At 66.7% G+C, this 18,374-nt stretch carries 18 protein-coding genes; 8 read left to right on the top strand and 10 right to left on the bottom strand.

Going from position 1 to position 18,374, the window contains the following annotated elements; all coding sequences use genetic code 11:
- The first annotated feature begins 78 nt into the window (after positions 1-78).
- The 3 genes from AAYO93_RS01685 to AAYO93_RS01695 are packed head-to-tail and all read left to right on the top strand — an operon-like array spanning position 79 to position 2,335.
- Positions 79-837: a GntR family transcriptional regulator gene (locus tag AAYO93_RS01685; RefSeq protein ID WP_345763297.1), complete on the top strand. Its 759-nt coding sequence runs from the start codon at positions 79-81 to the stop codon at positions 835-837.
- Positions 834-1,442: a bifunctional 4-hydroxy-2-oxoglutarate aldolase/2-dehydro-3-deoxy-phosphogluconate aldolase gene (locus AAYO93_RS01690; RefSeq protein WP_345763298.1), complete on the top strand. Its 609-nt coding sequence runs from the start codon at positions 834-836 to the stop codon at positions 1,440-1,442. Before AAYO93_RS01685 ends, AAYO93_RS01690 begins: the two co-directional genes overlap by 4 nt.
- The gene (locus AAYO93_RS01695) at positions 1,439-2,335 is read left to right on the top strand and encodes a sugar kinase (RefSeq protein ID WP_345763299.1); all 897 of its coding nucleotides are present in this window, start codon (positions 1,439-1,441) and stop codon (positions 2,333-2,335) included. The genes AAYO93_RS01690 and AAYO93_RS01695 overlap by 4 nt, the downstream gene beginning before the upstream one ends.
- 72 nt (positions 2,336-2,407) lie before the next feature.
- Here AAYO93_RS01695 and AAYO93_RS01700 read toward each other — a convergent pair whose 3' ends face one another.
- Complete coding sequence (locus AAYO93_RS01700) at positions 2,408-2,620, bottom strand: hypothetical protein (protein WP_345763300.1); 213 nt, start codon at positions 2,618-2,620, stop codon at positions 2,408-2,410.
- Positions 2,617-3,288, bottom strand: a complete 672-nt coding sequence (locus AAYO93_RS01705) for a sigma-70 family RNA polymerase sigma factor (protein WP_345763301.1) — start codon at positions 3,286-3,288, stop codon at positions 2,617-2,619. The genes AAYO93_RS01700 and AAYO93_RS01705 overlap by 4 nt, the downstream gene beginning before the upstream one ends.
- Before the next feature lie 136 nt (positions 3,289-3,424).
- On the opposite strand from AAYO93_RS01705, the gene AAYO93_RS01710 reads away from it, so the two are divergent.
- The gene (locus AAYO93_RS01710) at positions 3,425-4,564 is read left to right on the top strand and encodes a lactonase family protein (protein ID WP_345763302.1); all 1,140 of its coding nucleotides are present in this window, start codon (positions 3,425-3,427) and stop codon (positions 4,562-4,564) included.
- 99 nt (positions 4,565-4,663) lie between these two features.
- Positions 4,664-5,686, top strand: coding sequence for an adenosine deaminase (locus AAYO93_RS01715; protein ID WP_345763303.1), 1,023 nt, complete (start codon positions 4,664-4,666; stop codon positions 5,684-5,686).
- Positions 5,687-5,701: 15 nt separating this feature from the next.
- On the opposite strand, the gene AAYO93_RS01720 is transcribed toward AAYO93_RS01715, so the two are convergent.
- The 3 genes from AAYO93_RS01720 to AAYO93_RS01730 form a co-directional block, all read right to left on the bottom strand.
- Positions 5,702-6,190, bottom strand: coding sequence for a nucleoside deaminase (locus tag AAYO93_RS01720; protein ID WP_345763304.1), 489 nt, complete (start codon positions 6,188-6,190; stop codon positions 5,702-5,704).
- On the bottom strand, positions 6,187-7,641 hold the full coding sequence (locus AAYO93_RS01725) for a purine-cytosine permease family protein (protein WP_345763305.1): 1,455 nt from the start codon (positions 7,639-7,641) through the stop codon (positions 6,187-6,189). The genes AAYO93_RS01720 and AAYO93_RS01725 overlap by 4 nt, the downstream gene beginning before the upstream one ends.
- A gap of 115 nt (positions 7,642-7,756) precedes the next feature.
- Positions 7,757-8,041 carry a Fe-S cluster assembly protein HesB gene (locus AAYO93_RS01730; protein ID WP_345763306.1) on the bottom strand — a complete coding sequence of 95 codons (285 nt, stop codon included), beginning with the start codon at positions 8,039-8,041 and terminating at the stop codon, positions 7,757-7,759.
- Between the two features lie 133 nt (positions 8,042-8,174).
- Between AAYO93_RS01730 and AAYO93_RS01735 the strand changes: the two genes are divergently transcribed.
- Complete coding sequence (locus AAYO93_RS01735) at positions 8,175-8,999, top strand: aldo/keto reductase (protein WP_345763307.1); 825 nt, start codon at positions 8,175-8,177, stop codon at positions 8,997-8,999.
- A gap of 42 nt (positions 9,000-9,041) precedes the next feature.
- Here AAYO93_RS01735 and AAYO93_RS01740 read toward each other — a convergent pair whose 3' ends face one another.
- Positions 9,042-11,180 (bottom strand): S9 family peptidase, encoded by a 2,139-nt coding sequence (locus AAYO93_RS01740; protein ID WP_345763308.1) that lies wholly within the window; start codon positions 11,178-11,180, stop codon positions 9,042-9,044.
- Positions 11,181-11,219: 39 nt separating this feature from the next.
- Entirely contained in the window at positions 11,220-11,864 is a 645-nt protein-coding gene (locus tag AAYO93_RS01745; protein ID WP_345763309.1) for a DUF2461 domain-containing protein, read from the bottom strand.
- A gap of 24 nt (positions 11,865-11,888) precedes the next feature.
- Between AAYO93_RS01745 and AAYO93_RS01750 the strand changes: the two genes are divergently transcribed.
- On the top strand, positions 11,889-13,634 hold the full coding sequence (locus AAYO93_RS01750) for an alpha-glucosidase (protein WP_345763310.1): 1,746 nt from the start codon (positions 11,889-11,891) through the stop codon (positions 13,632-13,634).
- Positions 13,635-13,644: 10 nt separating this feature from the next.
- On the opposite strand, the gene AAYO93_RS01755 is transcribed toward AAYO93_RS01750, so the two are convergent.
- The 3 genes from AAYO93_RS01755 to AAYO93_RS01765 all read right to left on the bottom strand — a co-directional run bounded on the left by AAYO93_RS01755 (position 13,645) and on the right by AAYO93_RS01765 (position 17,088).
- The gene (locus AAYO93_RS01755; RefSeq protein ID WP_345763311.1) at positions 13,645-14,229 is read right to left on the bottom strand and encodes a TetR/AcrR family transcriptional regulator; all 585 of its coding nucleotides are present in this window, start codon (positions 14,227-14,229) and stop codon (positions 13,645-13,647) included.
- A 35-nt stretch (positions 14,230-14,264) separates the two neighbouring features.
- Positions 14,265-16,580 (bottom strand): transglycosylase domain-containing protein, encoded by a 2,316-nt coding sequence (locus AAYO93_RS01760; RefSeq protein ID WP_345763312.1) that lies wholly within the window; start codon positions 16,578-16,580, stop codon positions 14,265-14,267.
- A 73-nt stretch (positions 16,581-16,653) separates the two neighbouring features.
- Complete coding sequence (locus tag AAYO93_RS01765; protein WP_345763313.1) at positions 16,654-17,088, bottom strand: MarR family winged helix-turn-helix transcriptional regulator; 435 nt, start codon at positions 17,086-17,088, stop codon at positions 16,654-16,656.
- Between the two features lie 295 nt (positions 17,089-17,383).
- Here AAYO93_RS01765 and AAYO93_RS01770 point away from each other — a divergent pair, with 295 nt between their 5' ends.
- A complete protein-coding gene (locus tag AAYO93_RS01770; protein ID WP_345763314.1) occupies positions 17,384-18,298 on the top strand; it encodes a hypothetical protein in 915 nt (304 codons plus the stop codon).
- Positions 18,299-18,374 lie beyond the last annotated feature (76 nt).

The following is an 18,374-nucleotide window of genomic DNA, read 5'->3' on the forward strand; positions in this document are numbered from 1 at the left end:
GCTTTTCGACTGCAGCGATTGCGATGATCATATGGACTTGTATACTTGTTCGCAAGTCAAATTATCCAGGGAGGCGTAATGTCGGCCGAGTCGGTATCAGGTGATCCGGTTTCTCGCGTTCAGACCAGAGGTCGACCGTTCGAGGTGTTCGGCGACCTGCGTCCCACGGCCCCGCCACCTCTGCGTGGTCGGCGCTCTGACTGGGTCTACGAGGAGCTCAGCGAGGCGATTCGAAGCCTTCGGCTGCCTCCGGGCACAGCGCTGTCCGAGCCCGCCGTGGCGGCCTGGCTTCAGGTCAGCCGGGCCCCGGCGCGCGAGGCGATAACCCGGCTGGCGGATCACGGACTCGTCACCGTCGTGCCGCAGGTGGGAACTCAGGTCGCGCCGATCTCGATGCGCGCGGTCAAGGATGCGGTGTTCATCCGGAACGCCTTGGAGACCAGCGCCTTCCAGGATGCGATCGGTGACGAAGACCTCGAGACACAGGAACTGCACACCATCGTCGCCCGCAACCGGCAGGCCGCGCTCGACAACGATCTCGACGCGTTCTTCGAAACCGACGAGCGTCTGCACCAGCTCGTGTTCTCCCTGGCCGGCGTCTCCCAGGTCTGGGATCTCGTACGCGGAACGAAACTCCAGCTGGACCGGTTACGGCATCTCAATCTCAGGGCGGCCATAGAGAATCCCGAGGTCGTCAGCGAACATCAGCGGATCGTCGAGGCGCTCGACAACCGCGATGAAGCGGGCGGGGTCGCGCTCATCCATCAGCACTCGTACCGCATCCTCGGTGACACCGAGGGGCTGCGCAAGGAACACGAGGGGTATTTCACCGCATGAGCACCGTCGAAGACGCGATCCTGCGACAGCGGGCGATCCCGGTGGTGCGGGCATCCGAGGCTGATGTCGCCTTCGCACTGTGCGAGCGACTCGTCGCGGCCGGTATCACAGTCATCGAACTCACTACGACGATTCCGGGTTGGGAGGAACTCCTCAGAGCTGTGAACCGCGACCTGGGCAGCGCAATCGTGGGAATGGGGACCGTTGTCGAGGAGGATGCCGTCGGACGCGCGGGTGCGGCCGGCGCACGGTTCCTGGTCAGCCCGTTTCCTGCTCCGGCTGCCCGAGCTGCAGCCGAACGCGACGGCATCCTGTTCATCGGGGGTGGATTCTCGCCTGGCGAGATCGCGGACGCGAGCCGTCATGGTCTCTGCAAGCTCTTTCCTGCGCACCTCGGTGGGCCGGTCTATCTGAAGACCCTTCGTGCGATCCTGCCGGACGCCCGCATCATGCCCACCGGCGGGGTTCGTCTCACCGACGTGTCGACCTGGCTTCACGCCGGCGCCGTCGCGGTCGGGGTCGGCAGCGACCTGTACGGAGCACCGGATCTTGACGAGGCCGTGGCCGAGCTCGCCCGCCAGGTGACCCAAGGCGGCGAGGCATGATCAGGTTCGTCGCGGTCGGCGAGTGCATGGTCGAACTGACCCGGCGCGACGAACGAACGATGGCGCTGGGGTACGCAGGCGACACCGCCAACACGGCCGTCTACCTGAAGCGCCTTGGCGGCGAGGCCGCGGAAGTCCGCTTCGTGACGGCGGTCGGCGACGACCCGCTCAGCGCAGAGTTGCAGGCGCACCTCGAAGGGGAAGGGCTCATCGTCGATCCGCAGGTCGTGCCCGGAGCGTCGCCTGCCCTGTACATCGTCAACACCGATGAAGCGGGCGAGCGCACGTTCACGTACTACCGCGAATCCTCGCCCGTTCGGAAGCTGTTCGCAGACGGTGTCGTGCAGGGGCAGGCCGCTGTCTTCTTGTCAGCTGACCTCGTCTATTTCTCCGCGATAACCCTGCAACTGCTGACGCAGGACGGCCGGCGACGACTGATCGCCCTGCTGGAGGAGGCTCGCGGCCGCGGGTCCCGGATCGCGTTCGATAGCAACTACCGGATTCGCGGCTGGCCGTCGCGCGAAGCGGCCGCGGATGCCGTGGCTGCGGCTGCCCGGGTAACGGACATCGCGCTGCCCTCGCTGGCGGACGAGCAGCTTCTTCACCCGGGGAGCACCGTCGACGACGTGATCGAACGGTACGGGGCCGCGGGAGCCGATGAGGTCGTCGTCAAAGACGGCTCCAATCCGACCCACGTCTGGGTCGATCGTGACGTTCAGCGCTTCGACTGTGTTGCGAGAATCCCCGTCGACACGACCGGCGCGGGCGACTCCTTCAACGCTGCGTACCTTTACGGTCGGGCCAGCGGCCTGCCCGTGACGGAAGCGGTCCAGGCGGCGCAGAAACTCGCCAGCCACGTGATCGGTCATCCGGGCGCGATCGTCCCGGTCTGAGCTGCTACTTCGGATGCCCGGTTTCGACCACTTTTCGCGACTTTCGCCGCGCCATCCGGCAGTCCGCCATCCTCACGCCGACAGTGCCGCGAGCAAACCCTCGAAGTCGTTGCGGCAGCCTTCGCACCCCGAGAGGTGCGTCGCGACCCCCGGGTAGCGCTTCGCAGCATCCAGCCCCGCGAGGATGAGCTCGACATAGACGTGCATCAGCGACATCGTCTTGTCGCAGCCGGCGTCGTCGGCGTCGGTGCGCAGGAATGCCGTCAGGTGGGAGCGTGCGCTCATCGTGTCTCCTTCCCCTCGGCATCCAGGTATCCGTTAGTGACAAGGTAGCCCCGCAACTTTCGTCGCGCATCGAAGAGCGTCTTGTAGAGGGCGCCGCGGGTGGACTTCATTCGGAGCGCGAGCGCGTCGATCGGGATGCCGTCGACGACGACTCCGAGGAACACCTGCCGCTGGCGCCGGGTGAGCTGCGATTCGACGCCCGCGCGCACCGCCGCGAGAAGCTCGGAATCCTGCGACGCCTCTTCGGGCGTGATCCCGAGGCGGTCGGGGAGGCGTTCCCAGTCCGCGCCCTCGAGCGGAACCGTCGGATGCTGCCAGAAATGCCGCCCGACCTTGGTCGAGACCTCGAACATCGCGAACTTGCACGCCCAGGTGGTGAAGCGGCTCTCGCCCCGGAACTCGTGGAGTCTCCGGATGACCGCGATGACCGCATCCCCTGCCGCCTGATGCGCGAGATCGTCGAGCTCCGGCCCGGTGACCCGGATCGCTGCAGCCCGGCGCTGCACCTCGCCCCGCGACACCCGCAGCAGCAGTTCGTAGAGCCGTTCGGTCGCATCCCGTTGCACAGCCCCGCCCGCGGTGAGCGTGCGGCGCCACTCGGCGGTCTCGGCCTCGGCTTCGGGGGAGGGGCGCCACGGTGGCTGCGGATTCGCGCGGACGGCGTCCATGTCCCGATGCTACGGGGTCCGAACCGGCCTCCAGCCTGAGATTTCGCTGAGTGAGCGCACACCCGGGCGTAAGCATCCGCGCACCGCCGCCACTAACGCGGGGAAGCACCACCCATCGAAGGAACGAAGGAGAATCATGAGAACCGCAGTTCGTCTTGCTCTTGCGGGTGCGGCGGCCGTCGCCGCCACCGCCCTCTTCGCCACCCCGGCGCTCGCGTCGCCGACGCCGCCCGCAGCCGCGTTCGCGCATCCGTCGTCAGCGGTCTTCGTCCAGACCGACGGCCTCTCCGGCAACGCCGTGGTCGCCTACGACCGCGCCGCGGACGGCTCCCTCCACCAGGCCGGCACCTATCCGACCGGCGGTCTCGGCGGTCAGCTCACCGGCTCCGTCGTCGACCATCTGGCCTCGCAGGGGTCGCTCGTCTACGACCGCGGCCTGCTCTACGCCGTGAACGCGGGCAGCAACACGGTGACGGTCTTCGTCGTCCGCGGCGACCGGCTCATCCGTCTCGAGGTGATCGGTTCCGGCGGCGCCTTCCCCGTGAGCGTGGCGACGCACGGTGCCCTGGTCTACGTGCTGAACGCGCGCAACGGCGGCACTGTCCAGGGCTTCGTGCGCATCGGGGACGTGCTCGTGCGGGTCCCGTCCTGGAATCGTGCACTCGGTTTGGATGCGGCCCAGACTCCCGAGTTCACCAGCACGCCCGGTCAGGTCGCCTTCACGCCAGACGGCTCGAAGCTCGTCGTCACGACGAAGGGCAACGGGAGCGCCATCGACGTCTTCGGAGTGAATCGTCTCGGCGCGCTCTCGCCGCAGCCGGTGAAGAACGTCGAGCCGACGGCCGTTCCGTTCGCAGTGACGTTCGACGCGGGCGGGCACCTGGTGGTCGCCGAAGCCGGGACGAACGCGGTCGCTACGTTCACCATCCACGCGAACGGCACCCTCGCTCCTGTCGCGCTCGCCGCTACGGGTCAGGCCGCGACGTGCTGGATCGCCGGGGCGGGCGCATCCTTCTACGCGTCGAACGCGGGAAGCGGCAGCGTATCCGGTTACCGTGACGCCGGCTCAGGCGCCCTCGCGGCCCTCGGCAACACCGCGACGGACGCTGGAACGGTGGATGCTGCGGCATCGGCCGACGGCCGCTTCCTCTACGTGGAGACGGGCAAGGCCGGCATCGTCGACGCCTTCCGGATCGGCGCAGGCGGCAGCCTGACCCCGGTCGGGTCGGTGGTCGTCCCGGGCGCTGTCGGCGCGGAGGGCATCGCCGCACTCTAAGGCGGAGCCGAAAGGTGCCAGAAGTGGCTTTCACCTCGGTTGTGGACTACTTCTGGCACCTTTCGCGACCCCGGCGCACCCGGGTGGGAGGATCATCCCATGACTGCGCCCGACCTCTACTCCCTGCCGAAGGCCGAACTGCACCTCCACATCGAGGGGACCCTCGAACCCGACCTCGCGTTCGAGCTCGCCGACCGCAACCGCATCACGTTGCCGTTCGCGTCGGTCGACGATCTCGCCGCGCGCTACGACTTCACCGACCTCCAGTCGTTCCTCAACCTGTACTACGCGACCATGGATGTCCTCCGCACCGAAGACGACTTCGCCGAGCTGACCCGTCGTTACCTGCAGCGGGCCACGGCGCAGGGCGTGCGTCACGCCGAGATCTTCTTCGACCCGCAGGCGCATGTGGCGCGCGGGGTCCCCTTCGAGGCGATCGTCGACGGGATCGGCGCAGCCCTGGCCGATGCGAGCCGCGACCGGGATGTTTCGGGCGGCCTCATCCTGTGTTTCCTCCGCGACCATCCGGTCGACGGTGCTGAGAACGTTCTCACTGCTGCACTCGAGCGCGTCGACAGCCTGATCGGCGTCGGCCTCGACTCGGCCGAGGTCGGTTACCCTCCCTCCCTCTTCACCCGAGTCTTCGACCGTGCCCGCGCCCACGGCCTCCACGCGGTCGCGCATGCCGGCGAGGAGGGGCCGGCGTCGTACATCAGCGAGGCCCTCGACCTCCTGCGGGCCGAGCGCATCGACCACGGTATCCGCGCTGTCGAAGACCCCGCGCTCATCGAGTTCCTGGCGCAGGAGGAGATCGCCCTCACGGTCTGCCCGCTGTCGAACGTGCGGCTCCGCGCCGTACCCGATCTGGCAGCGCATCCGCTTCGCACTCTCATGGAGGCGGGTGTCCGCGTCACCGTCAATTCCGACGACCCCGCCTATTTCGGCGGCTACATCGGCGACAATTTCGTGGCAGTCGCGGATGCGCTCGATCTCACGCCGCTGGAGGCGATGCGGCTCGCACAGAACTCGGTGGAGAGCGCATTCGCACCGCTCGACCGCAAGGTCGCGCTGCTGCACGAGATCGATGGATGGGCGGAGCGGGCGGGCCTCCCGCTCACCTGACGTGCCGCGCGGGTGTCACTCCTCGCCGATGTCCTCGTTCCAGAGTGTCGGGTTGGCCTCGATGAAGGCGCCCATCATCGTGATGAGTGCCGGGTCGTTGACGACCGTCACATCGACACCGTTCTCGGCCAGCCAGTCCTGGCCGCCGAGGAAACTGCGGTCGTCGCCGACGATGACCCGTCCGATGCCGAACTGGCGCACCAGCCCTGAGCAGTACCAGCATGGCGACAGCGTGGTCACCATGACGGTGTCGCGGTAGCTGCGCTGCCGGCCGGCGTTGCGGAAGGCGTTGGTCTCCGCGTGCATGGACGCGTCGCCGTCCTGCACCCGGCGGTTGTGGCCGCGCCCGAGCAGGCGGCCGTCGGCGGTGAACAGCGCCGCCCCGATCGGGATACCGCCCTCGTCCGCACCGAGCCTGGCCTCCTCCGCAGCGATCGACAGCTTCTCCGCATCCGTCGGATACAGCATCTCGGATGGGGTGAAGCGCCCGCCGGTGTCGGTCACGCTACGTCGTCCGCTGCGTCGACGCCGACCACGACGGTCGGGGCTCCCGTGAACGGCGCGCCCAGCTTCACCTTGAAGGCCCGGAACAGCACCCAGTACAGCGCGCCCGCGACCAGGAACCCGACGAGGGGCGTGAGGTCGCCGATCTGCGGCGCAGCCTGCACGACGAGCCCGGTGTAGAAGACCTGGTTGGAGAACAGCCAGATCGAGACCACGCCGGCGACGACCAGTGAGATGGCTCCGGCCGGGTTGCGGTATTTGGCGTGGTCGGGCACGAGGCTGGCGATCTCGGTGCCGCGCCGCAGAAGGCGGTCGGTCAGCACGATGCCCAGCCACGGGGCGATCCAGTACGCGATCACCAGCAGGAAGTTCTCGTATTTGGTGCCGGCATCCGCCAGCGCGCTCCAGGCGATGAAGAAGCCGAGCACGCCGAAGCCGAGCGCGACGATCGCGCGGCGCAGCCGGAACGGGATTTTGATCCCGGCCGCGAGGAACGACATTGCACCGGAGTAGATGTTCAGCGCGTTGGCAGCGATGGCGCCGATCGCGATGGCGAGCAGGGTCAGGTCGCGGATGACGACCGGCATGGTCGAGGTGAACGACGCCGTCGGGTCGTCGAGGTTGAATCCGGCGATCGTGGCGGCGGCGGCGCCGGCGGCCATCAGGACGATGCAGCTGACGAAGTTGCCCAGACCGGCGGCCCAGCCGATCGCCTTCGCGCTGGCGTTGGCCGGCAGGTAGCGGCTGTAGTCCGACGCGTACGGGTTCCAGCCGGCGGCGTAGCCGAAGGCGGCGGCCGCAGTGAGCGTGAACCCGGCGAAGCTGAACCCGCCGCCCTTCACGGGGCCGGCGAGGTTCGCGTGCAGGAAGATCGTGATCGTCGCGACCAGGAAGATCGCACCCAGGATGTAGCTCGCGTAGCGTTCGAACAACTGCACGAGGTCGTGGCCGATGAAGGCGACGGCGACCTCGATCACGACGACGATGAGGAGCGCGAGCACCGTCGACATCCCCGTGAGGGTGGCGAGGGCGAACGCCCCGCTGACCGAGTTGACGGCGAACCAGCCGAGGCCGGCCATCACGGTGTTCAGGGCGCTCGGCAGGATGTTCCCGCGGTTGCCGAAAGCCGTGCGCCCGATGACCATCTGGGCGAGACCCTCGCGCGGACCCCAGGTGGACAGGATGCCCTGGGTGAGTGCGCCGAGAGCGGTTCCGAAGGCGAGGGCGAGCATCGCCTGCCAGAAGCTGAGGCCGAAGATGGCGATCGCGATGACGCCGACGAAGATCGTCGCGAACTCGAGGTTCGGGGCCGTCCAGGTCGCCAGCAACTGCCAGGGCGAGCCGTGCCGCCTCTCGAGGGGGATCGCCTCGATGCCACCGGATTCGATGGTTGCGGCGCTGCTGCGCGGTGCGGTGGCGGATGCGACATCTGTCGTCGAGGCGTTGGTCATGTCGGCACTATAGATTCTCCGGGCCCTCGGCAGATAGAGGAGCTCGTGATTTCACAAGACGTTTACACAACGAGGTGGACTGCGGGGTGCGCACGCTCTGCGCACCCCGCCTTCGTCACTCGGCCAGGCCGATCGCGAAGCTGACGGACCCGCGGTCGTCGAGGGTCGCATCCAGGACTTTGTCGTCCAGCGCCACAGCGGCGCCGGGCTCCAGGAAGACGCGCGCGCCCTCGCTCTCGACCACGAGGTCCATGGGTTCGGGTGCGTCGGCGACACCGACGGAGAAGGCCGTGTGCTCCTCGTTGGTGCTGCTGATGCGCAGCCCGGTGTCGTCGCTGCCGGGAGCTTGGGCGGCCAGTGTCTTCACGATGGTGCTCGCGTTCTCAGTCAGGGTGAGCATGCTCTTCCTTCCGGTTGGCGTTCAGAAGTCAGCCACGATTCCCCACCTTCGGCACGGTCTCAACCCCGCCGGCCCGATTGCCAGCCCTTTCACACTTACCGCCCTGCACGGGACAGGAGGGCAGAATGGATGGATGGCCGAAGTTCCCGAGCTCGCGCTCAACGACGGAAACACCATCCCTCAACTGGGATTCGGTGTGTACAAGGTCGGCGACGAGCAGACGGCGGATGCTGTCGAATTCGCACTCGAGACCGGCTACCGGCACATCGATACAGCCGCCTTCTACGAGAACGAGCGCGGCGTCGGCGACGGGGTACGCCGCAGCGGGCTCGCCCGGTCCGACGTGTACGTCACGACGAAGGTGTGGTGGACCGACAACGGCTACGACAGCACGTTGCGCTCCTTCGACGCGAGCCTCGAACGTCTCGGGTTCGAGTACGTCGACCTCTACCTGATCCACTGGCCGGCGCCGAGCCAGGACCGCTACGTGGACACCTGGCGTGCGCTCGAGAGGGTGCGCGCCGACGGTCGCGCCCGTTCCATCGGGGTCGCGAACTTCCACATCCACCACCTCGAGCGGCTCGCCCGCGAGACCGCGACGGTGCCTGCCCTCAACCAGGTGGAACTCCACCCGTGGCTGCAGCAGAGGGATTTGCGGGACTACGACGCGACGCGCGGCATCGTGACCGAGGCGTGGTCACCTCTCGCCCGCGGACGCATCCTCGACAACGAACCGCTCGCCCGCATCGCAGCGAAGCACGGAGTGACGCCTGCGCAGGTCGTGATCCGGTGGCACCTGCAGCTCGGCAACGTGGTGATCCCGAAGTCCCAGACGCCTGCGCGCATCCGCGAGAATTTCGACGTGTTCGGGTTCGCCCTCGACGGCGACGACCTGGCGGTCATCGCAACGCTCGACTCGGGCTACCGCACCGGCAAAGACCCGGACGACCTCGGCTGACGCGCGTCGAGCGCCGCGGAAGCGCCCGCGCCGGACGTGACGCTACTCGCCGGTCGGATGCGCGCCCAGCGCGTCCACGACCCACGCGTACGAGAAAGCCCGCTCCCGCCACGCGTTGTACCGGCCGGACACCCCGCCGTGGCCCGCGGCCATCTCGGTCTTGAGGAGCGCATCCGCCCCGACCTCGCGCAGTTTCGCGACCCATTTCGCCGGCTCGACGAAGTAGACGCGCGTGTCGTTGAGGCTGGTGACAGCGAGGATGCGCGGATAGTGCGTCTGGTGCACGTTCTCGAGCGGCGAATACGACTTCATGTAGGCGTACACCTCGGGGTCGTGGAGCGGGTCGCCCCATTCGTCCCATTCGGTGACGGTCAGCGGAAGCGACGGGTCGAGGATCGTGGTCAGCGGGTCGACGAACGGCACTTCAGCGAGGATGCCCGCGAAATATCTCGGGGCGAGGTTCGCAACAGCACCCATCAGCAGTCCGCCGGCGCTGCCGCCCTGCGCGACGAGCCGGTCGGGGCTGGTGATCCCTGTGTCGATGAGGTGTCGCGCAGACTCCACGAAGTCGGTGAACGTGTTGCGCTTGTGCATGAGCTTGCCGTTCTCGTACCAGGTGCGGCCGAGCTCCCCGCCGCCGCGCACGTGCGCGATGGCGAAGATGATCCCGCGGTCGAGCAGGCTGAGGCGCGCGATGCCGAAGGTCGGGTCCATGCTGGCCTCGTACGATCCGTAGCCGTACAGGAGGAGGGGAGCGGGGTCGTCGGTCGAGACCAGGTCGCTCCGGTAGACGAGGGAGATCGGGATGCGGGTTCCGTCGGCCGCCGTCGCCCATTCGCGTCGCTGCACGAAGAGGTCCGGATCGAACTCGCCGAGCACCGGCTGCTGTTTGCGCATCCGCAGTTCGCCGGTGGCGACGACGTAGTCGTAGACCGTCCAGGGCGTGACGAAGCTGCCATAGCCCAGCCTGAGAGTCGGTTGCGTCCATTCCGGGTTGCCGCCGGCGCCGACGGTGAACAGTTCCTCGTCGAAGGTCAGCTCGTGCAGGCGGTCGTCGCCTGAGCTTCCTTCGGTCGGGACGGACGCGATCGCGACCCTTGTCAGGCCGTCGCGCCGGTACTCGACGGCGACGAAATCCCGGAAGGCGTCGACTCCTTCGATGCGCACCTGCGGGCTGTGGGGGATGAGTACGCGCCGATGCCCCTGCGGATCGCTCGCCGGTACGCTGACCAGCTCGAAGTTGACGGCGTCCTCGTTGTGCACGATGAGCAGTCGGTCGACGCCGGCGACCACGGCGTGCTCGATGTCGTACTCGATTCCTTCGCGACGCGGCCAGACCACGCGGAACTCGCCGCTGGGATCGTCGGAGGCAAGCAGCCACGTCTCGCTGGTGATGTTCGACCCGGCCTCGATGACGAGGAATGCGCGGCTGCGGGTCAGCCCGACCCCGACCGAGTACTTCTCGTCGGGTTCGTAGAAGACGCGGTCGTCGACGACGCCATCGGCAGGCGCGGTCCCGACCGTGTGCCGCCACACGGTATCCGACCTCCACGCATCGTCGACCGTCGTATAGAAGATGTACTGTCCGCTCGGATCGAACAGGGCGCCGGCGGCGGTCCCGTCGATCCGGTCGGAGAAGACGGCGCCGTCATCGGTGAGAGAGCGGATGCGCAGGGTGTAGCGTTCGTCGCCCTCGGTGTCGACACCGAACAGCAGGCGCGTGCCGTCTGCGGTGACGTCGAAGCTGCCGAGGGAGTAGAAGTCGTGGCCTTCGGCTTCGATGTTGTCGTCGAGCAGAACCTGCTCGCCCGGGAGGCCTGTCGTCTTGGCGGCGTCGTCGATCACCGGCGGTTCCCAATCGCCGGCGTCGGCCACCGGCACCCGGCAGTGGATGCCGTACTGGCTTCCCTCCAGCGTGCGCGTGTAATACCACCAGTCGCCTTCGCGGGTCGGAACGCTCAGGTCCGTCTCGAGGGTGCGCCCTTTGATCTCATCGAAGATCTGCTCGCGCAAAGACGAGAGGTGCTCGGTGCGCGCGTTGGTGTACGCGTTCTCCTCGTGCAGGTGCGCGATCACCGCAGGGTCGTCCTTGTCGCGGAGCCATTCGTAATCGTCGACGTACACATCGCCGTGATGGATGCGCTGGGTCGGCTTCTTGGCAGCTGCGGGAGGAGTGAGCATGGGTCTCAGGCTAGCGGGCGCGCGTGCCGCCGGGTCGGCTCAGCGGCTCCGCTGCAGGGTCGTCGGTCCGACGTTGGCGTCGAGCCAGTCGGTGAGCGGGCGGCTGTCGTGGAGGAACTCGACGACGCGGTCGGCGGCTTCCGGCGTGCCCAGCCACGGCTCGGGCTCCCACTGGCGCCAGGCGGAGAGGTCCTTGTTCCGCAGCAGCCCGACCCTGGGGTGGTCCTTCGGGAAGCCGCGCGGGGCCGAAGCGAGGCTGTCGTGCACCATGACCCGGATTCCCCGCGACTCGACCGCGGCGATCGCCTTCTCGAGCTCTTCGCCGTGCTCCTCGTCGTCGATCGCCGAGCGGAAACGCGTCAGCTGGTCCGGGGCCATCGTGTGCGATCCTGCGCCGACGCCGAGCCCTGACGCGGAGAGCTGCACGTAGCCCCGGCCTCCGAGCAGTGCGCCGATGGCCGTCTTGTACGGCGACTTGTCCGCGCTGAAGCGGACGTCACGGTAGGGCCGGAAGATCTTGCCTTCGCCGAATTCGGGCGCGAGCTCCTCCAGGAGCGCCTGCATGGGAGCCAGGACGTCGCGGTCGTAGACCTCCCGGTGCGCTGTCCAGTAGGCCTTCGAGTTGTCCACCTCGAGACCTCGGTAGAAGTCGACCGCGGCATCGGGCCAGCCTTCGAATCCCATGCCTGTGACATTACTCTGGGACCCATGACGGAGACGAGCGCCGAGACCGAGCATCCGACACCCACCGGCGATCAGTGGTGGCGCGCGGCCGTTGTCTACCAGATCTACCCGCGCAGTTTCGCGGATGCGAACGGCGACGGCATCGGCGACCTGCAGGGGATCATCGATCACCTGGACCACCTGGAGGCACTCGGCGTCGACGTCATCTGGCTGTCGCCGATCTACGCGTCGCCCCACGACGACAACGGCTACGACATCAGTGACTACCGGGCGATCGACCCCGTCTTCGGCACATTCGACGATTTCGACGCGCTGCTCGAGGACGTGCACCGCCGCGGGATGAAGCTGGTGATGGACCTCGTCGTGAATCACACCTCCGACGAGCATCCGTGGTTCGTCGAGTCGTCGTCAGGGCCGGACGGTCCGAAGCGCGACTGGTACTGGTGGCGTGCGCCGCGCGAGGGGACGGTCGGCGGACACCCGGGAGCGGAACCGAACAACTGGGGCTCGTTCTTCTCCGGTCCCGCCTGGCAGTTCGACCCGGCATCGGGGGAGTACTACCTGCACTTGTTCTCCCGCAAGCAGCCCGACCTCAACTGGGAGAACCCGGCCGTGCGCGATGCGGTGTACGAGATGATGACCTGGTGGCTCGACCGCGGCGTCGACGGTTTCCGGATGGATGTCATCAACCTGATCTCGAAGGTTCAGGACCTGCCGGACGGCGTGGTGCCGCCGGGTCGCCTGTACGGTGACGGCTACCCGTTCTACGGGCAGGGGCCGCGCATCCACGAGTTCCTCCACGAAATGCACGAGCGGGTGTTCGCCGGCCGAGACGGGCAATACCTGACCGTCGGAGAGATGCCGGGCGTCACCGTGGAGGAGGGTCAGCTCTTCACCGATCCCGCCCGCGGCGAGGTGGACATGGTGTTCCAGTTCGAGCACGTCGGTCTCGACCACGGCCCGGGCGGAAAATGGGATCCGCGTGAATCGAGCGTGCTCGAGCTCAAGCAGTCGTTCGCTCGCTGGCAGTCCGGTCTCGCCGACTCGGGCTGGAACAGCCTCTACTGGAACAACCACGACCAGCCGCGCGTCGTGAGCAGGTTCGGCGATGATGGGCTCCTGCGCCGCGAGTCCGCGACCGCGCTCGGCACGGTCCTGCACCTGCAGCGCGGAACGCCGTACATCTACCAGGGCGAAGAACTCGGGATGACGAACGTGCCGTTCGACGGAATCCACGATTTCCGCGACATCGAGTCGCTCAACCATTACAGCGAAGCGGTCGGCGCGCTGGGGGCGCGAGCGGATGACGTGCTCGCCGCCCTGCGCGTCTCCTCCCGTGACAACGCGCGCACCCCGGTCCAGTGGACGGATGCACCCTACGCGGGCTTCACCACCGGGTCGCCCTGGATCGCGGTCAACCCGAACTACACCGAGATCAACGCCGACGCCGAGCGGGAGAACGCCGACTCGGTCTTCGCCTACTACCGCGAGCTCATCGCGCTGCGGCATCGCGACCGGGTCGTCTCGCACGGGACGCTCGAGATGGTGCTCTTCGAACATCCGACGGTCTTCGCGTACACGCGGACGCTCGACGATCGCCAGCTGCTGGTGCTGGTGAACCTGAGCGGCGACCCGGCCGACTTCGACGTCACCGAGGTCCCCGGATGGGATGGAGCCGAGCTCGTGCTCGGCAACCTGGCGGATGCGACGCCCGCCGTCGACGGACGTCTCGCCCCCTGGCAGGCGCAGGTCTTCGCCCGCGCCCGCTAGACCCGGTGGGTCAGCTGTCGAGGGCCGCGCGCATGAAGGCTTCGATGAAGACGTCGAACGCGGCGATCGTCCGCTCGCGGTTGCCCGTCATGAGGTAGCCGAAGTGGAGGCCGAGGGTCGTGTCCGAGATCCAGTTGGCGAGAGTGGATGCCCGGTCGGCTTCGACGCCGTGGTCGATGAGCCAGTTATCGATCAGGCGCAGCCAGCTCGCGAACGCGTCGGTCATGTGCCTCCCGATGTCCGGGTCCACCGACTCGAGTGATCCCGCTTCGAACTGGAGACGAAGGCCGGTGCGGTTGGCGTCGCGTAGGGAATAGCGGAACGCCTCCTTGTACCAGGCGACCAGCTGATCACGGTCGAAGGCCAGCACATCTACGCCTTCGAGCACCTCGCGCTGAAGCCGCACGCTCTCCTCGAGGATGGCGTCGATCATTTCGCGGCGGGAGCCGAAGTGGTACACGAACGAGTACGTGCTGACGCCGAGCGCGCTCGCCAGCGATCGGAATGTCATCCGCGACAGGGGTTCGGTCGCGACGTAGTCGAGGATCTGCGCGAGTAGCTCGGGTTTTCTGGTCGGATCAGGAGTTCGGCCCACGTGACAACAATAAGCGAGACGGCCGCCCCGTCAGTTCAGTGGCCCGGAGGATTGCCGCCGCCCTTGCCGCCACCGCCACCGCCGCCACCGGGACCGCCACCGCCACCGGGCCCACCCTTGCCCGGCTGGGTCGGGGCGTTCGGCGCAACGGGCGGGGCCTTCGGCGGCGCCGGTCTGCTCAGGTACTTGCCGTCGACGTCGGGGAACGCTCCGCCACCGTACGCGGCGTTCAGGGCCGCCGCGATCGGCTTGACGATCGCGAACTTCACGTCACCACCCCCGACGCCCTGGAACGACTGGCTGCGCAGGGCGACACCGCCCTGGACGTTGCCGACCCAGGTAGCCTGGGCGATCTTGGTGGTCGACGTCACCAGCCAGTTCGCGACCGAGTTGTCCGTCGTGCCGGTCTTGCCGAAGATGGGTATTCCGTCGCCCGGGTTCGCCGAGGCTGCCGTACCGCCGCCACGCAGCACGCCCTGCAGAGCGAAGATGGCCGCTGCCGCGACACCGGGGTCGATGGGATTCGTGGTGTTGCACTTCGTCTTCGGAACCGCGTGCAGTGTTCCATCGGCGGCCACGATCTTGTCGATCGCGACCGGGCTGCAGGCCACGCCGTGGTTGGCGATGCCCGCGTACGCGGTGGCCATGGTCAACGGGGCGATGTAGTTCGTGCCCAGCACGGACGACGGGTTCGCCATGTACGGGTTCGCCTGCTCGTCGGCTCCGTGCACCCCGAGCGCCTGCGCGCCCTCCTTGATGCCGCAGAGGTCGAGCTTCGTCGCCATCATCGCGAAGGCGGAGTTCACGGATGCTGCCGTCGCGTTCATGACGTTGATCCGGGACACCGACTCGCCTTCATCGTTGGCGACGTTCCACGGCGCTCCGCCGATGTCGTTGCACGGGTCGCTCTCGTGGAACGAGGTCTGCGCGAACGTGTGGTGCGACGCGTCGATGACCTCGTAGAGCGAGTGCCCTTCCTTCAGCCATTCGAGGAGGTCGTACGCCTTGTATGACGAACCGGTCTGGAACCCTTCGGAGCCGCCGTAGGCGTAATCGGTGTTGTAGTTGACGGCCGTGGTCCCGGGCGGCGGTGCCGCGGTGTTGTTGTACGCCCGGTTCTGCACCATCGTGATGACGCGGCCCGTGCCGACCTCGGTCGACACGTTCGAGGAACCCAGGTCGAGGTTGGGGCTGGTCGGCGGGATGTAGCTGCTCAGTGCGTGCTGCGACACCGCCTGAAGATCCAGGTTCAGGCTCGTGTAGATCTTGAGCCCGCCACGGTTCAGGAACAGCGTGCGCGCATCCGAGGTCGCCCCGAAGATCGGATCCTGCTGGATGATCCGCTGTACGTAGTCGCAGAAGAACGCCGCGCTGTACTGCTGGGCAGTCATGCAGCCGTTCTGCACGGGCGTGATCTTGGGCTGGATCTTGGTGGCGACCGCGGCGTCGTGCTGGGCCTTCGTGATCTTGCCGTTCGCGAGCATCCGGTTGAGCACGTAGTTGCGCCGTTCGAGCGTGAGGGCGTACCCGTTCTTGGCGCCGTTGTCGGTGCTGGTCGGCTGGTCGATGCGCAGGTTGTCCGGGTTGTTCAGGATCGCGACCAGCGTCGCGGCCTGCTGAAGGTTGAGAGTTTTCGCAGAGACCCCGAAGTAGTAGGCGGCCGCGGACTGGACTCCGTAGACCCGTCCGCCGAACAGCGCGATGTTCAGGTAGCTCTGCAGGATCTGGTTCTTGCTGTACTCCTTCTCGAGCCCGATCGCGTAGCGCATCTCCTTCAGCTTGCGCACCGGGTCGACCTGCGTGGCGTCGTAATAGCAGGCCTGGTAGGCGGCCAGCTGCTTCTTCTGCACGGCCGCCGTCGCCGTCACGTCGACCTGCTTGTTCTCGCAGCGCTGCACGAGGATGTTCTTCACATACTGCTGCGTGATCGACGAGCCGCCCTGCACATCCTTGTGGAGCGCGGTCAGCAGGGCTCCGCGGATGGTTCCCGTGACGTCGATGCCGCCGTGGTCGTAGAACCGGGGATCCTCCGTCGCGATCGCCGCATCCTTCATGACCTGGGCGATGTCGTCCCAGCCGACCTCGACACGGTTCTGCGAGTAGAACGTCGCGATCGCTACCGGTTTGCCGCCCCTCGTCGCGTACATGGTCGACGCCTGCGCGAGCGGCTCGACCTTGATGTACTCGGGCAGACCGTCGAACACACCGATGGTGTCGTCGGCTGCGGTGCCGGTGAGTGCGACGGCGGGCGTGACGGCAGCGGCTGCGAGGATTCCGGCCACAATGCTCAATGCAAGGAACCCCATCGCGGCCCCGGCCACGCCCCAACGTGTACGTTCCGGAGACTTCATGGCGTCATGATACGCGTCGAAGCTCTGGAGGGAACCGGGAGATCGCCGGTCTGTGCAGAGATCGCGGCCGACGTCAGTTCGTGGCGCGCAACTTGTCGCAGAGTTCGGTGAGGCGGTCGAGTTCGTCCTGGTCGAGGCGGCCGCCGACCCGCTCGTCGATGGTCTTCATGTGCTCGACGGCCACCCGCCGGAACAGCGCGTAGCCTTCGTCGGTGAGGCGGATGATCGTTCCGCGGGCATCGTTCGGCTCAGGGCATTTGGCGACGAGACCGCGCGCGACGAGGCGGTCGACGAGGCGGCTGACACTCGGCTGGGTCAGCAGCACGTGCTTGTTGAGATCGCGGAGGCGCAGCTCGCGATTCGGTTGCCGTGTGAGGTTGAACATGACGTCGTACTCGTTGAACGAGACGTCCCTCGTCGGGAACTCCGCAGCGAGGGTGCGCATCACTGCGACCTGCGCCCGGAACAGTGATTCCCATGCGGTCACCGCATTGGCCCGTCGACTCATGGCCGCCTCCCCTAATCGAACCCCGGCACCATTCTCGATGCAGATGCATCGATTGTGCCAGCAGTTCGGAGGACGGAAGTCGGGCCGGGACAGATTGAGGGCCGGCCGCAGAGGCTAGCGGCCGGCCCTCTCCCTTGCACCAAGAGTGTCCTGCAATCACATTCCGCGTTGGCTGCCACAGCAAACAACTAACGCTCTTCGACTATATAACGAAGAGGTAACGACCGCTAGTTACCAGTTCGTTATTTTTCTGCGAGTTTTCTTTGTCGCAGTTATCGGAGTGCCGAGTGCCGTGGTGGGGCCGCACGAATTCTCGGGCGCGACAAGCGAACAAGTCAGTATTTACCTGTCCGTGCACATGACAGATCCGCTGTCTGCAGTGGCCAAGGCAACGCCTAACACTGTTGCTGATGCCGCGAACGTCGCAACCACCGCAACGGGGACAAACGCGATCGACGCAACAATCGCTGGAACCGCCTTGACCGTCCCGGTAGATCCGACTGCGGGAATCTCCGCCGTGACACCAAATGGCGAAGTGTCGATCGGACTGCCGTTCGCTGCCAAAGCCAAGCATGCAAAAGCGGAAAAGCGCGGCGTTGTCTCCTATGACAACAACAACGGGTCAACAACTGTCCCGGTGGTGCAGTCCAACGGCGACGTGCAGATCAACACCATCATCAAGATCGCTGACGCACCCACCCGATACAGTTACCCCGTGACAGTTCCAGATGGTGGTCGGCTGGTGAAGTCGGGCGACCAGGTTGCCATCCTCGACTGCCTCGACAACGTGGTCGCTGTTGTGTCCGCGCCTTGGGCAAAAGACGCGCACGGCAAGGCTGTTCCGACGCACTACGAAATCGATGGAACCACCCTCACTCAGGTAGTTGAACACATGACATCCGCGGGCGTCGCCTATCCGGTTGTCGCAGACCCGAGCATGATCTGGTTTTGGTGGGGTGCTGCCGCGAAGTATTCCAAGGCCGAGACAAAAACGATCGCCGGATACACCACTGCCTCTTCAGCGGTGGCGGTCCTCTGCTCGTGGGTGCCAAGCGGCGCGCCGAAGGCGGCCTGTGCTCTCGCCTCCATTGCGCTCACTCAAATTGTGATGGCACCTTTTAGAAGCGCTGCAGCTCACGGAAAGTGCGGCCAGATCAACATTCCGTACGTTCCTGGTGTGCCGCCGCTCGCCTACGAGGTGGCCTGTTGAAATCGAGCATTGACATTGCTATCGAATCGGTGATGGTTGGGGCAGCTGCGTTCGCCCTGATGCTGGTTTTCGGCCT

It is taken from the genome of Diaminobutyricibacter sp. McL0608, from assembly GCF_039613825.1.
GTDB lineage: Bacteria > Actinomycetota > Actinomycetes > Actinomycetales > Microbacteriaceae > Diaminobutyricibacter.